Origin of the sequence: Pseudomonas sp. D3-10 (assembly GCF_051132175.1) — a bacterium.
Lineage (GTDB): Bacteria > Pseudomonadota > Gammaproteobacteria > Pseudomonadales > Pseudomonadaceae > Aquipseudomonas.
The window spans coordinates 321,445-335,990 of the sequence record NZ_CP071668.1 but is presented as its reverse complement, the minus strand read 5'-3'; the positions used below and the strand labels follow the sequence as shown (position 1 = coordinate 335,990).

At 60.1% G+C, this 14,546-nt stretch carries 12 protein-coding genes; 5 read left to right on the top strand and 7 right to left on the bottom strand.

Translation table 11 applies throughout. The features are described 5' to 3' along the window. Positions 1-680: 680 nt before the first annotated feature. From J3P90_RS01445 to J3P90_RS01425, 5 genes are all read right to left on the bottom strand, one after another. Complete coding sequence (locus J3P90_RS01445; RefSeq protein ID WP_434561200.1) at positions 681-914, bottom strand: DUF7683 domain-containing protein; 234 nt, start codon at positions 912-914, stop codon at positions 681-683. After that, on the bottom strand, positions 911-2,110 hold the full coding sequence (locus J3P90_RS01440; RefSeq protein ID WP_434675735.1) for a colicin E3/pyocin S6 family cytotoxin: 1,200 nt from the start codon (positions 2,108-2,110) through the stop codon (positions 911-913). Before J3P90_RS01440 ends, J3P90_RS01445 begins: the two co-directional genes overlap by 4 nt. 230 nt (positions 2,111-2,340) lie before the next feature. Beyond that, a complete protein-coding gene (locus J3P90_RS01435; protein WP_420766430.1) occupies positions 2,341-3,885 on the bottom strand; it encodes a phosphoenolpyruvate carboxykinase in 1,545 nt (514 codons plus the stop codon). A gap of 178 nt (positions 3,886-4,063) precedes the next feature. After that, a complete protein-coding gene (gene hslO / locus J3P90_RS01430; protein WP_434675734.1) occupies positions 4,064-4,966 on the bottom strand; it encodes an Hsp33 family molecular chaperone HslO in 903 nt (300 codons plus the stop codon). Positions 4,967-5,224: 258 nt separating this feature from the next. Further along, positions 5,225-5,629, bottom strand: coding sequence for an RNA-binding S4 domain-containing protein (locus J3P90_RS01425; RefSeq protein ID WP_420766432.1), 405 nt, complete (start codon positions 5,627-5,629; stop codon positions 5,225-5,227). A 295-nt stretch (positions 5,630-5,924) separates the two neighbouring features. Between J3P90_RS01425 and J3P90_RS01420 the strand changes: the two genes are divergently transcribed. Both J3P90_RS01420 and rimK read left to right on the top strand, forming a co-directional pair. Continuing rightward, a complete protein-coding gene (locus J3P90_RS01420; RefSeq protein WP_230633425.1) occupies positions 5,925-6,347 on the top strand; it encodes an ATP-dependent zinc protease family protein in 423 nt (140 codons plus the stop codon). Beyond that, positions 6,344-7,249, top strand: a complete 906-nt coding sequence (gene rimK, locus J3P90_RS01415) for a 30S ribosomal protein S6--L-glutamate ligase (RefSeq protein WP_215003541.1) — start codon at positions 6,344-6,346, stop codon at positions 7,247-7,249. Before J3P90_RS01420 ends, rimK begins: the two co-directional genes overlap by 4 nt. A 130-nt stretch (positions 7,250-7,379) precedes the next feature. Here rimK and J3P90_RS01410 read toward each other — a convergent pair whose 3' ends face one another. Beyond that, positions 7,380-8,693, bottom strand: a complete 1,314-nt coding sequence (locus J3P90_RS01410) for an ATP-binding protein (RefSeq protein WP_039592640.1) — start codon at positions 8,691-8,693, stop codon at positions 7,380-7,382. A gap of 111 nt (positions 8,694-8,804) precedes the next feature. Then, positions 8,805-9,545, bottom strand: a complete 741-nt coding sequence (gene ompR / locus J3P90_RS01405) for an osmolarity response regulator transcription factor OmpR (protein WP_003196691.1) — start codon at positions 9,543-9,545, stop codon at positions 8,805-8,807. A gap of 356 nt (positions 9,546-9,901) precedes the next feature. Here ompR and J3P90_RS01400 point away from each other — a divergent pair, with 356 nt between their 5' ends. The 3 genes from J3P90_RS01400 to gshA all read left to right on the top strand — a co-directional run bounded on the left by J3P90_RS01400 (position 9,902) and on the right by gshA (position 14,462). Beyond that, the gene (locus tag J3P90_RS01400; RefSeq protein WP_434649252.1) at positions 9,902-12,226 is read left to right on the top strand and encodes a Tex family protein; all 2,325 of its coding nucleotides are present in this window, start codon (positions 9,902-9,904) and stop codon (positions 12,224-12,226) included. Then, positions 12,226-12,609: a PaaI family thioesterase gene (locus J3P90_RS01395; protein ID WP_420766434.1), complete on the top strand. Its 384-nt coding sequence runs from the start codon at positions 12,226-12,228 to the stop codon at positions 12,607-12,609. Before J3P90_RS01400 ends, J3P90_RS01395 begins: the two co-directional genes overlap by 1 nt. A gap of 269 nt (positions 12,610-12,878) precedes the next feature. Further along, a complete protein-coding gene (gshA, locus tag J3P90_RS01390) occupies positions 12,879-14,462 on the top strand; it encodes a glutamate--cysteine ligase (RefSeq protein ID WP_434675733.1) in 1,584 nt (527 codons plus the stop codon). Positions 14,463-14,546 lie beyond the last annotated feature (84 nt).

The following is a 14,546-nucleotide window of genomic DNA, read 5'->3' as shown; positions in this document are numbered from 1 at the left end:
TCGACATTTTTTGAAATTTATTCGTGTGATGGAGGGCATTCAGCGGATGGATGGAGCTCAGAGTTGCGCCAGGGTCCACCGACGAATCTCGGCGTATGGTTACTCTTCCAGCGCGGCAAATCCCCGGATCGTCCGGGCCTTCAGCTTGGTGAAGAGCGGCACACTGATGCCGCAGAGAAGCCGGGCGGTGTGCTACTCATGCTTGTATCGAGCAAAGGTAGGGGATGAAAAACGATACCGGATGATACAACCCGGAAGCCTTCTTCTTTTGCCACAGGGCGATACAAATCAGGGCTCTTTGATGTCTCGTCTCTGCTTCCTGGCCGCGTTAAGGTGCGCCGTCATGCTGGGAAATATTCCCCGTGCCAGACGAGCAGGACGCCCGTTACTTTGGAATTCAAGAAGGAAAGATAGTCATGTCGTACAAACTGACATTGCCCGCCGCCCTGATCATGTTTCTCTTACTGGGTGGATGCATGAGGCTACCCGAAGTGCCCCCGATGCTAGCGGGAGGCGAAACGCCGCTCGCGGCGTCTGGGACCTGCTGATTTATCGAACCACCCAAACCTTATTTCACCTATACAACCTCGCTTTCCTTGAACAAAGCCTAGTACCTTGAGTTCTTAGGACTTCGAGCGGGGTAATCATTCATGGTGTCGCACCTCGCATAAGTCGGCCTATCAATAGTCATTACAAGTGATTTGAAAAATACAGCTAGAACGGTAGATTTCTTTACCTAAAATCTCCTCGAACTTACTAAGCTGGGCTCTCGTTAGATTATAGCCCTCCCAGCCTTCCTGCTCGTTAGCCCATCCCATGATCTGCTTTGTACGTTCTTCCTGACCTTCAGGTATTTTTTCTTCAAAATCCAGGAATCCGGTTTTCCGATCGAAAGCTTCAATCATATAAATCATGGCTCGACACTCCTGGTTTTGTCTGCGGGTTTAGTTTGCTCTCCCGTGATCGGACTGTACTCGCCGAGATGTTGTCCACGCTTGGTATACATTTCGACTGTTCCGTGTTGAGAGTCCCATTCCAAAATAATTCCTTTTAGGGTCTTCCAGCGTTTCCTTAGGGCGCCCCCGCCCTTGACCCGAGTTTTACGATCAGCGCGCAATGCGTCTGGAAAAGCGATCAGCACCTCCGGAGCTTTATGATACTTGTGGTCCCCAGGAACACTGAGTACGACGTAGATCGGCGAAACCCCAGACCCCACCGGAAACACAAGAATGAAATCCTTGTATTCCGGTGGATAAATCGGATTGACGATAATGCTGTCCGCCATGGGTGTCGGCGGGAAGATCCAGATACGCGGCGCCTGTGGCGCAGCCTCCAAAGCTGGGATGCCCAACGTCGCGCAAGGGTCCACCGCCGGCGTCCAGATCAACTCGACCCCATCGCCAAAATCTGCCACTTGCTGCTCGCCACGCGCCTGGAATGTCACCACCGGGATCATCTCCCAGTCGCGTCTTGACTGGGTGTTGTAGCCATACCCTTTCAGCGTCCCGTCGGCCTGGGTTTCGACATGTAGGCGAACCCGGCTGCGCGCTTTTTCAAGGGACCTTAGTTGCTCTTCGGTGTACAGCGAACCATCGCCCAGGTTCGAAGGCATCAGCAGCCCCACCAACCCCACCAGCGCGCCGGCCGCCACGGGTGCCGTGACCGTCGCGCCAGCGCCAAGGGAGGCCAAAGCGGTCCCACCCAGTGCGAGCGTGCCAAAACTCGCCGGTAACGCTCCGCTGATGGTCTTCAGCGGTACGCAGCCTGACGCGTCAACCTCCCGACCGCCCAACAATTTGAACGCACCATAGGCGCTCAGCAGTTCCGTCGGGATGTAACCGGTTGGATTGTGATAGTCGATGATTGCATCGGGCAGTTCGCAGGATTTGGCGAACACACAGCCCTTGATGCTCGGTGCATCCCTCTGGCTTGTCTGGCCCAGCCGCTGGCTCATGTATTGCTCTTGCCGAGCGAGCATGTCCTCATGGGCTTTAAAATCGGCGTCTCTTTTTGCCAGCTCGCCCGGGGTCATGTCCCGCAGGACTCTGTAGCGCCTTTCGCCACCGCGGTACTCCCAGACTTGGGGGATATCGCTTTTACCTTTCGCCATGCTTCGTCCTTGCTCGGTCAGCGCCGGCTCAATACAAGCGGCGCGGCGAACCTTACCGAGTAAGCAAGGAAGTGATCACCAGACGGTTCCGAGACTGACGTGAGACTTTTCTTTTTGTTGGGATACGATTTCGCCCTCTACTTTCCAGGGATAAACAGGCGCTGGAAGAAAAATAGTCACCCACAAAAAAGCCGCCCTTAAAGGGCGGCTTTCTCATGTATCGGCAAGCCTTACAGCTGTGGACCTGCCGCCTTGATCGCGTCGCTCACTTCGAACTTCTTGAAGTTTTCGATGAACAGACCGGCCAATGCCTTGGCCGCTTCGTCGTAGGCAGCCTTGTCGGCCCAGGTGTTGCGTGGGTTCAACAGGCCAGTCTCGACGCCTGGGACGGCCAGCGGCACGTCCAGGTTGATGATGTCCAGGTGTTCGGTTTCAGCACCGATCAGCGCGCCGCTCTGGATCGCTGCGATCACCGCACGGGTGGTCGGGATGTTGAAGCGCTTGCCGACGCCGTAGCCGCCGCCGGTCCAGCCGGTGTTGACCAGGTAGACCTTGGAGCCGAAACCACGGATGCGCTTGATCAGCAGCTCAGCGTATTCACCGGCTGGACGCGGGAAGAACGGCGCGCCGAAGCAGGTGGAGAAAGTCGACTTGATGCCGCTGCCCGAACCCATTTCGGTCGAGCCCACCAGTGCGGTGTAGCCGGACAGGAAGTGGTAGGCGGCTTGTTCTTCGCTGAGGATCGACACAGGTGGCAGTACGCCGGTCAGGTCGCAGGTCAGGAAGATCACGGCGTTTGGCTCGCCACCGAGGTTTTTTGGTGCGCGTTTTTCGATCAGCTCACGCGGGTAGGCGGCGCGGCTGTTCTGGGTCAGGCTGTCGTCGGCATAGTCGGCTTTCTTGGTGACCGGGTCCAGGACCACGTTTTCCAGTACGGCACCGTGCTGGATGGCTTTCCAGATGACCGGCTCGTTCTTCTCGGACAGGTCGATGCACTTGGCATAGCAACCGCCTTCGATGTTGAAGACCACGCCCACGCCCCAACCGTGCTCGTCGTCACCGATCAGGTAGCGGCTTTCATCGGCGGACAGGGTGGTCTTGCCAGTGCCCGACAGGCCGAAGAACAGGGTCACGTCGCCTTCTTCGCCCATGTTCGCGGCGCAGTGCATCGGCAGCACGTCGGCGGCCGGCAGCAGGAAGTTCTGCACGGAGAACAGGGCTTTCTTCATCTCGCCGGCATAGCGCATGCCTGCAATCAGCACTTTCTTGGCCGCGAAGTTGATGATCACGGTACCGTCGGAGTTGGTGCCGTCGCGCTCAGGCTCGCAGACGAAGTTCGGCGCGTTGAGGATCTGCCATTCGTCCTTGCCGCCGGCGTTGTATTGCTCGGGGTTGATGAACAGGCAGCGGCCGAACAGGTTGTGCCAGGCAGTCTCGGTGGTCATCTTGACCGGCAGGTAGTGCGCAGGATCGGAACCTACATGCACGTGGGAGACAAAACGCTCGCGCTCGCCCAGGTAGGCTGCGACGCGGTTCCACAAGGCATCGAACTTGTCAGCCGGGAACTTGCGGTTGATCGGGCCCCAGGCAATGGCGTGCTGGGTGGTTGGCTCTTCCACAATGAAACGGTCCACTGGCGAACGACCGGTACGATGACCGGTACGTACAACCAGCGCGCCAGTATCGGCAAGCTCGCCTTCACCGCGATTCAGGGCTTCTTTAACCAGATCATCGACACTCAGATCGGTGTACACGGCGTTATTGGCTTGCGTCATGAGATTCCCCGTCGGCCCGTGGCCGAGTGCTCCAAACGTTTTGTAGTAGGAAGTCGCGCACTACTACCCGAAAAAAGTGGGCCGGATTATGCCAGAAAAGCCCAAAAAGAGTAGGGCCCTCCCGTCAGTACGGCGTAAATCCGGCGTTTGCCAGGAGATTTACCTGCGCTGAACCGATTTAGTGACGAGTATCTGACGGTGTGTCGACACCCGCACCGGCGAACAATTGGGCGATGTCCGCGGCATCGAACAGGTAGCGCTCATTGCAAAACTGGCAATCGATTTCGATGGCGCCGCCATGCTCGATCACCAATTGCTGCGCATCTTCCAGACCCAGACTGACCAACGCATTGCCGGAACGTTCACGGGAGCAACTGCATTTGAAGCGTAACGGCTGGCCTTCGAACAGGCGAACCTGTTCTTCGTGGTAGAGGCGATGCAGGATGGTTTCGTTGTCCAGGCCCAGCAGCTCATCGGCGCTCAAGGTGCTGGCGAGAGCGGTGACGTGTTGCCAGCTGGCATCACGTTCTTCCGAATCACGAATGCGGTCGGCCGGCAATTGCTGCAACAGCAGGCCGCGGGCACGCCGCCCGTCGGCGTACAGCCAGAAGCGTGTGTTGGTCTGCTGGGACATGACGAAGTAGTTGGTGAAGCACTCGGCCAGCGTTGCGCCGTCGAGATCGACAATGCCTTGGTAGCGCTTGCCATGGCTCGGGTCGACCGTCAGGGCCAAAACGCCATTGGGCATCAGGTCGGCGAGTGTCGCGTCGGGGGCGATCTGCTCGGCGTGATAACGGGCCAGGCCTCGGATCTCACGCTCGCTCGAACACTCGATCATCAACAATGGCACCGGGCCTTCGGAGCGGGCCTGGAGAATCAACAAGCCATCGAATTTCAAGGTACCCACCAGCAGCGCCGCGGCGGCCATCAACTCGCCGAGCAACTGCGCGACCGGCTCCGGATAGGGGTGCTTGGCGAGGACTTCGGCGTAGCTACGCTCCAACGCTACCAGCTCGCCACGGGCGTCGCTGTCATCGAAGATGAAACGTTGGGTGTAGTCGGTATCCGGTAAATCAGTCATAGGAGTCTGGTTCTGAGGTGATGGCAATGGATGGCTGGCATTTTATGGGCATTCAGGATGGGTTCCAAGCAAGCCATGATTTTGCTTTGTGGGAAGACTGAGCATCTATCCGCATGTGCAGCGCTGTTGTGGCGAGGGAGCTTGCTCCCGCTCGGTTGCGTAGCGACCGCAAGATTCTGGGGCCGCTACGCCCGAGGCGTCGGACCGGCCCAGCGGGAGCAAGCTCCCTCGCCACGGGTTACCGGTGTGGCCGATGCTTTACTCGCTGTTGCTACCATGGAACTTGAACAGGTCTCGCCGTTGTTTCTTGCTGGGCTTGCCATCGGTGCTCACACCCAGGGCACCGGCCTTGCGTTGGGCGGCTGCCGCTTCGCGCTTGGCGACGCTGGCTTCGGTCTCGCGGTATAGCGTTTGAGCCTGCGGCGCGCCGCGACGCACGATGGACAAAGCTTCGACGACCACCGTTTTTTCGTCGAAGCCTGTTCGAATGACGTATTCATCACCGATACGTGGCTCTTTGCCAGGCTTGCATCGTTCGCCCCGGTGATGGACCTTGCCGCTTTCAATGGCAGCCTTGGCCAAGGCACGGGTTTTATAGAATCGTGCCGCCCACAACCATTTATCGAGACGGACCTTGTCATCCTCTTCGCTTTTTTGTGCCACTTGGATTCCTCTTTCTAACCTATGGCTGGAACTGTACTACCGTTTTTGTCGGGCGCACGAATCCGTCCCGACGGATAGAATGCCCGCCGAACCGCCTGTCCGCATGGCATGCGTCGGCATCGGTTACACATGCAAACAAGTACGTAGATAACTGTCGTCATTTTGTGATTATTCTGCGTGAATACCGCGATTCGCGGGGCCCGCAATCCGATGCGCCAATTTCAGGTTGTTTTTATTGAAGACTTTCGACCATCTGACCGTTGTCGGTCTGCGCGAGTGGGTGGCGCTCCCTGATCTGGGAGTCGCCGGGCTACGGGCAAAAATCGACACCGGCGCCAGCACCTCGAGCCTGCACGCCACCGACATCGAGCCATTCGAGCGTGACGGCGAAAAATGGGTGCGCTTCACCGCGCACCTCGGCACCGTCGTGCAACTGCGCCATCGCCGCTGCGAAGCACCCTTGGTGGCGCGCAAGACCATCAAGAGCTCCAACGGCCACGCCCAGGTCCGCTATGTGATCAGCACCACGCTGGCGTTGGGCGATCGGTTCTGGCGGGTCGAATTCACCCTCGCCTGCCGCAAATCCATGCGTTATCGCCTGTTGCTGGGTTCCAAGGCCTTGATCGACGGCCAGTTGGTGGTCAATCCAGGCATCAAATACGTTCAAGACAAGCCGGCATTCCCGGTATCCACTACCTCTGCCACAGGTGTTGCATGAAGATCGCTGTGCTGTCGCGAAACCCGCGTCTGTATTCCACCCGCCGCCTGGTCGAGGCCGGGACCGAGCGTGGCCATGAAATGGTGGTGATCGATACCCTGCGCGCCTACATGAACATTGCCAGCCACAAACCGCAAATCCATTACCGCGGCAAGCCGCTGGAAGGCTTCGATGCGGTGATCCCGCGTATCGGCGCGTCGGTGACCTTCTACGGTTGCGCGGTATTGCGCCAGTTCGAAATGATGGGGGTGTATCCCCTCAATGAGTCCGTTGCGATTGCCCGCTCGCGAGACAAGCTGCGCTCGCTGCAATTGCTGTCTCGGCGTGGCATCGGCTTGCCCGTGACCGGCTTCGCCCACTCTCCAGATGACATTCCCGACCTGATCGCCATGGTCAATGGCGCGCCTCTGGTTATCAAGGTATTGGAGGGCACCCAGGGCATTGGCGTGGTGCTGTGCGAAACCGCAACGGCGGCGGAGTCGGTGATCGAAGCATTCATGGGCCTGAAGCAGAACATCATGGTCCAGGAATACATCAAGGAAGCCGGGGGCGCGGACATTCGTTGCTTCGTGGTCGGCGACAAAGTAATCGCGTCGATGAAGCGCCAGGCCAAGCCAGGGGAGTTTCGCTCCAACCTGCATCGCGGCGGCAGCGCAAGCCTGATCAAGATCACGCCGGAAGAGCGCATGACCGCCCTGCGGGCAGCCAAGGTCATGGGGCTGGCGGTGGCTGGCGTGGACATCCTGCGCTCCAATCACGGACCGCTGGTGATGGAAGTCAACTCCTCGCCAGGCCTGGAAGGCATCGAGACCACCACCAGCAAGAACGTGGCAGGGATCATCATCGAGCACTTGGAGAAAAACGGCGGGCCGAACATGACCCGGACCAAGGGCAAGGGGTAATCCATTTATAAATTACTGTGGGAGCGAGCTTGCTCGCGATGACGGTGTGTCAGCCAACATAAATTTGGCTGAGCCACCGCATCGCGAGCAAGCTCGCTCCCACAGGTTTTGCGCCTTCCGAGCGATTCCGCTACACCGCATCCCGAGGCAACATCAAGCCCAACGGCAGCCGCACCCGCGCTTCCAGTCCGCCGCCCACGCGATTGCGCAGCTCGACGTTGCCGCCGTGCATCGAGGCGATGCGCTTGACGATCGCCAGGCCCAGTCCCGTGCCCTTTCCCCCCCGGGCGCGATCGCCTCGGGTGAACGGATTGAAAATGGCCTCCAATTCCGACGGATCGATGCCGGCGCCTCGGTCCATGACGCTCAGAACGACGTAGGGCGCGCTGGTATCGCCCGAAACGTAGGCGGCCACTTCCACACCGGTGCCTGCATGGTTCAGGGCGTTGCCGATCAGGTTGTTCAGCAGGCGCTTCATCGATACGCGACGTAGCGGGAACGGCTGGATCGGCTCCAGGCGCAGGTGGACCTTCTCTTCGTTCTGGTTATAGGGTGCAGCCACCTCCCGAACCAGGTCGCTGAGATCGACTTCTTCCACCGACTCATCACGACCGTCGCGAATGAATGCCAGGAACTGGTCAAGAATCGCGTCCATGTCTTCGATGTCGCGGACCATTTCATCCGTCAGGTCGGTGTGCTCGCCCATCAACTCCAGCGATAACCGCAACCGGGTCAGGGGTGTGCGCAAGTCATGGGAGACCCCTGCAAGCATCAGCTCACGCTCGCGTCCGGCCTGCTCGACATCCTCGGCCATCTGGTTGAACGCTCGGTACACCTCGGTCATCTCGCTGGGCGTATCGCTGATCGGCAACCGTACACTACGCCCCTGGCCCAATTGCCGGGCGGCGTACACGAGGCGTTTGAGCGGTTGGTTGAGCTGGCTGACGAAGATCCACGCCGAAGCCGTCGAAAGCAGGCCGATCGCCAGGAACCAGCCCAGCACGTTCCAGATCTTCTGGCCCCGCAATGGATGGGGGTACAGCGGAACCTTCAGCCAACCATCCCCAAGGCTTGGAGCGCGCACCCACAATGCCGGCGGCGAGTGCATGCGCAATCGCACCTCGGTGTCGGCGCCCAACTCGGCCTGCATCTGCCGCTGATAGATCTCGCTGTATGGCCAGTGCTGCTCGCCTTCCGGCACGCCGGCTCCGACCACCCGGATCAATGTTGCCGCCTCGGCAATCTTTGCTCGATTGGTTTCGTCGGCCGCCCAGTAGGCCCGCAATGTCAAGGCAACGCCGTGACTGTATTGGCGGTCCACCAGCACGTCTTCGTTCATCAGCAGGTAGACCAACGTCAGCGCCTTGGAAAAAAGCACGACGATGAGCACCAGCCAGAGGGTGCGGGAAAAGAAACTCTGGGGGAACCAAACGGGGGTTTTCATGAATAGCCGCTACACACTTGCAGGAGCGAGCGATGCTCGCACAATGACGGACCGCGAGTCGCCTGGAAAAGACTTCAATCAACCAGGCTTCCCGCTCCTACAAATCGCCGATCACTTGCTGGCGGCGCCATCCGGCACGAATACGTAGCCTACGCCCCAGACGGTCTGGATATAACGCGGCTTGGATGGATCGGGCTCGATCATCCGGCGCAAGCGGGAAATCTGCACGTCGATGGAACGCTCCAGCGCATCCCATTCCCGGCCACGGGCCAAATTCATCAGCTTGTCTCGGGTCAGCGGCTGGCGAGCGTTCATCACCAAAGCCTTGAGGACCGCGAACTCACCGGTGGTGAGCATGTGTACCTCGTCGCCGCGCTTGAGCTCGCGGGTGGCCAGCGACAGTTCATAGTCGCCGAAGGTGACGCTTTCGTCTTCGCTGCCCGGCGCGCCCGGCACCGGCGCCGACTGGCGACGCAAGACCGCCTTGACCCGCGCCATCAGCTCGTCCGGATTGAACGGCTTGGCCAGGTAATCGTCGGCGCCCAGTTCAAGGCCCTTGATACGGCTCAGCTCGTCGCCCTTGGCGGTCAGCATGATGATCGGGATCTGGTTGTTCGCGCCGCGCAGGCGACGACAGGCGGTCAAGCCGTCTTCACCGGGCAGCATCAGGTCGAGGACGACGAGGTTGAAAACCTCACGGGCCAACAGACGGTCCATTTGCTCCGTGTTCGGTACAGTGCGGGCTCGGTAACCCTTGCTGACGAAAAAGCGCTCCAGCAGGCTGCTCAGCCCTGGATCGTCGTCAACAATCAGAATTTTTTCGCCTTCAGCAGTTTGTGCGGTGCTGCTCATAGGAAGCTCCTTTGATCTCGGCGCGCATTATGGCCTAGCTGCCGTTGTGCGTACCGTGTGCATTGTTAGCAGATTTTTCGCCTATCTCCAGCAATCCGCTGATCAAGCCCACGGGCGCGACGCACCCTAACGGTGGAACGCTGGTTATAATGCGCGGCCTTTGTGCCAGGACAGGGCCGGATCGTTACACCGGCGAAACACTTTTTCCCCCTGGCCAGGCAGCATTTTTTTGATTTCACGGGTCAACAGGCAGCCTTTTGACCCAGGCAGCGGCGCACGCCAGGCCGCTCAACCAGTCTCGCCGAGCCCGGCTTCTGCGGTGGCGAGCCTGATTTCACAATTTGTCAGGTGGTTTTATGGACAGCATCAACAGCCGCATCGCCGAGGAACTCGGCGTCCGCCCACAACAGGTCGAAGCGGCCGTCGCGCTACTCGATGAAGGCTCCACGGTCCCTTTCATCGCCCGTTACCGGAAAGAAGTGACAGGCAGCCTCGATGACACTCAATTGCGTCATCTGGAAGAGCGCCTGCGCTACCTGCGTGAACTCGACGAACGGCGCATCAGCATCCTGGCGAGCATCCAGGAGCAGGGCAAGCTGACCCCGCAACTCGAGCGCGACATCAAGCTGGCCGACACCAAGACCCGCCTCGAAGACTTGTACCTGCCCTACAAGCAAAAGCGCCGCACCAAGGGCCAGATCGCCCTGGAAGCCGGCCTCGGCGAGCTGGCCGACGGCCTGTTCAACGACCCGACCCTCGCCCCGGAAACCGAAGCCGCGCGTTTTATCGATGCGGAAAAAGGCGTGGCGGACGTAAAGGCCGCGCTGGAAGGCGCCAAGTACATCCTCATGGAGCGTTTCGCCGAAGACGCCAACCTGCTGGAAAAGCTGCGTAACTTCCTCAAGCAGGAGGCGACCCTCAGCGCCCGCGTCATCGCCGGCAAAGAGGAGGAAGGCGCCAAGTTCCGCGACTACTTCGAGCACGACGAACCGCTCAAGAGCATGCCGTCCCACCGTGCCCTGGCGATTTTCCGTGGCCGCAACGAAGGCATTCTCAGCTCCGCACTGAAGGTTGGCGAAGAACTGCCCGGCACCATGCACCCGTGCGAAGGCATGATCGCCCAGCAATTCGGCATCCAGAACCAGAACCGCGCCGCCGACAAATGGCTGGCCGAGGTGGTGCGCTGGACCTGGAAGGTCAAGCTCTATACCCACCTGGAAACCGACTTGCTCGGTGAGTTGCGCGATAACGCCGAGACCGAGGCGATCAACGTATTCGCCCACAACCTGCACGACCTGCTGTTGGCCGCGCCGGCCGGCCCCCGCGCCACGCTGGGCCTGGACCCGGGCCTGCGCACCGGTTGCAAGGTAGCGGTCGTCGATTCCACCGGTAAGTTGCTGGACCACGCCACGGTCTACCCGCACGTGCCGCACAACAAATGGGACCAGACCCTCGCGGTGCTCGCCGCCCTGTGCGCCAAGCATTCGGTGGACCTGATCGCTATCGGCAACGGCACCGCCAGCCGCGAGACCGACAAGCTGGCAGCGGAACTGATCAAGAAATACCCGGCCATGAAAATGACCAAGGTCATGGTCTCCGAAGCCGGTGCTTCTGTTTATTCGGCGTCGGAACTGGCTTCGAAGGAATTCCCGGACCTGGACGTGTCGATCCGTGGCGCGGTGTCGATCGCCCGTCGCCTGCAGGATCCACTGGCGGAACTGGTGAAGATCGATCCGAAATCCATCGGTGTCGGTCAATACCAGCACGACGTGTCCCAACTGAAACTGGCCCGTGGCCTGGACGCCGTGGTGGAGGATTGCGTGAACGCCGTGGGTGTGGACGTGAACACCGCTTCGGTGGCACTGCTGGCGCGGATTTCCGGCCTGAACGCGACACTCGCGCAGAACATTGTCACCCACCGTGACGAACATGGCGCGTTCAAGACCCGCGCCGCGTTGAAGAAAGTCCCGCGCCTGGGTGAAAAAACCTTCGAACAAGCCGCCGGCTTCCTGCGCGTCATGAACGGCGACAACCCGCTCGACTCCTCGGCGGTCCACCCGGAAGCGTATCCGCTGGTGCAACGCATCGCCGCCCAGACCGACCGCGACATCCGCTCGCTGATCGGCGACGCCGCGTTCCTCAAGCGCCTGGACCCGAAGAAATTCACCGACGAAACCTTCGGCCTGCCCACCGTGACCGACATTCTGCAAGAGCTGGAGAAGCCGGGCCGCGACCCGCGTCCGGAATTCAAGACCGCCGAATTCCAGGAAGGCGTCGAAGACCTCAAGGACTTGCAACCGGGCATGATCCTCGAAGGCGTGGTCACCAACGTGACCAACTTCGGCGCGTTCGTTGATATCGGCGTGCACCAGGACGGCCTGGTACACATCTCGGCACTGTCGGAAAAATTCATCAAGGACCCGCGCGAAGCCGTGAAGGCCGGCGACGTGGTAAAAGTGAAGGTCATGGAAGTCGATATCCCGCGCAAACGCGTTGGCCTGTCGATGCGCATGAGTGACACGCCGGGTGAGAAGGTCGACGGTGCCCGCGGTGCTCGCCCAGGCGCCGCCCCACGCCAGTCGCAGAACACCGCGCCCCGCAAGGAGACCGCCACGGCGGCCCCGGCGAACAACGCCATGGCCTCGCTGTTCGCCAACGCCAAGCAATTGAAAAAACGCTGATGGACGCGCCAGCCGGGTTGGTGGAGAGCGCGTTTTTCAAGCTGCTCGGCTGCCGCTTGCACAGCCTTGGGGACGGGGTGGCGCAGGTCACCCTGGACCTGGCCCCCGAGTTGCGTAATCGCGGCGGCAAGCTGCACGGCGGTGCGCTGTTCAGCCTGGTGGACATCGCCATGGGCCTGGCCTGCTCCAGTGTCCATGGCTTCGACCAGCAGTCTGCGACCATCGAGTGCAAGATCAACTACATCCGCGCCGTGTCCGACGGCGAGGTGTTGTGCACCGCCCGGGTCATCCACCCGGGCCGGCGCACATTGGTGGTCGAGGCCGATGTGATGCAAGGCGACAAGCTAGTCGCAAAAGCGCAAGGCACGTTCGCTGTCCTATAGCTCCTGGTCATCGATTTGAGTTAATTTCGACGCCACGAATGCGGTGTCGGGCTTTCCTGTGGGAGCGAGCTTGCTCGCGATGGCGATGGACCTGTCACATTTAGTTGACTGATATACCGCTATCGCGAGCAAGCTCGCTCCCACGAGGGACGGCGGCGATCTTCTTTGACCGTATGTAAACCAGGCGAAAACGCCAGTTTTAACTTCACCCTTGTAGACCGTCTTGCCCACCCCCATATTGGGGCGACTGACGCGTGAAGGAATTCAACTTGAGCGACCTTTTAAACCGCCGCCTGGCCCTGCTCGGCGAGCGCGCCAACCTCTCCCTGCTCGAGCAGTGCCTGCACGGTATCGAACGTGAATGCCTGCGTGTCACCGACAACGGGCGCCTGGCGCAGACGCCGCACCCGCAAGCCCTGGGCTCGGCGCTGACCAACGAACAGATCACCACCGACTATTCCGAGTCGCTGCTGGAATTCATCACGCCGGCCCTGGCCAACCCGGCTGATACCCTGCGCAGCCTCGACAGGATCCACCGGTTTGTCTACAGCAAGCTCGGCGACGAATACCTGTGGAGCCCTTCGATGCCGTGTCCGCTGCCGGCTGAGGAGGAGATTCCGATCGCCTATTACGGCACCTCGAACATCGGTCGGCTCAAGTATGTCTATCGCAAGGGTCTGGCCCTGCGTTACGGCAAGACCATGCAATGCATCGCCGGGATCCACTACAACTTTTCCCTGCCGGAAAAGCTCTGGCCCCTGCTGCGCCAGGACGAAGCCAGCGATCTGAGCGACCGGGATTTCCAGTCGTCGGCCTATATCGCCCTGATCCGCAATTTCCGGCGCTACAGCTGGCTATTGATGTACCTGTTCGGCGCCTCGCCGGCCCTCGACGCCGGTTTCCTGCGTGGCCGACCGCATCAGCTGGAACAATTGGACCCGGACACCTTGTACCTGCCCTACGCCACCAGCCTGCGCATGAGCGACCTGGGTTACCAGAGCAACGCCCAGGCCGGCCTGACGCCTTGCTACAACGACCTGGCAAGCTACACCGATAGCCTGCGCAAGGCTGTGGCAACGCCGTATGCGCCGTATGTCGAGATTGGCACTCACCAGAACGGCGAATGGGTGCAGCTCAACACCAACATCCTGCAGATCGAAAACGAGTACTACTCCAACATCCGCCCCAAGCGCGTGACCTACACCGGGGAGCGACCGATCCAGGCGCTGATGGCCCGTGGCATCCAGTACGTCGAAGTACGTTGCCTGGACATCAACCCGTTCTTGCCGATGGGCATCGACCTGACCGAATCGCGGTTCCTCGATGCGTTCCTCTTGTATTGCGGCCTCGACGACAGCCCGCAATTGGAAAACAACGAGTGCAGCAACGCCACCAGCAACTTCCTGACGGTGGTCAAGGAAGGCCGCAAGCCAGGCCTGCAATTGCAGCGCCAGGGTGAATCGGTGGACATGCAAGCCTGGGCCCTGGAATTGCTGGACAAGATCGCCCCGCTGGCGGCACTGCTCGACCAAAGCCAAGGTGGTGATGACCACCGCCAGGCGCTGGACGCCCAACTGGCAAAAGTCCGCGACCCATTCCTCACGCCATCCGCCCGGGTACTGGCGGCCATGGCCGAACACAAGGAAAGCTTCGCCCAGTTCTCCCTGCGCCAGAGCAAGGCCCACGCCGAGTTTTTCCGCGCAGAGCCACTGTCGGCCGATGAAATAATTGCCTTCGAGGAAAATGCTCGGCGATCCCTGGTCCAGCAAACCGAGTTGGAGCAGAACGAAGTGGGTGATTTCGACGTGTTCGTGGGGTCGTACCAGGCGAGCATTCTAGCGATCAGTAACTGATTCGCCGCTGGCAAGAACACTCTGTGGCGTGGGAGCTTGCTTCCTTGCCACAGGGGTTTCGTGGCTTCTCGATAGACTTTTTCG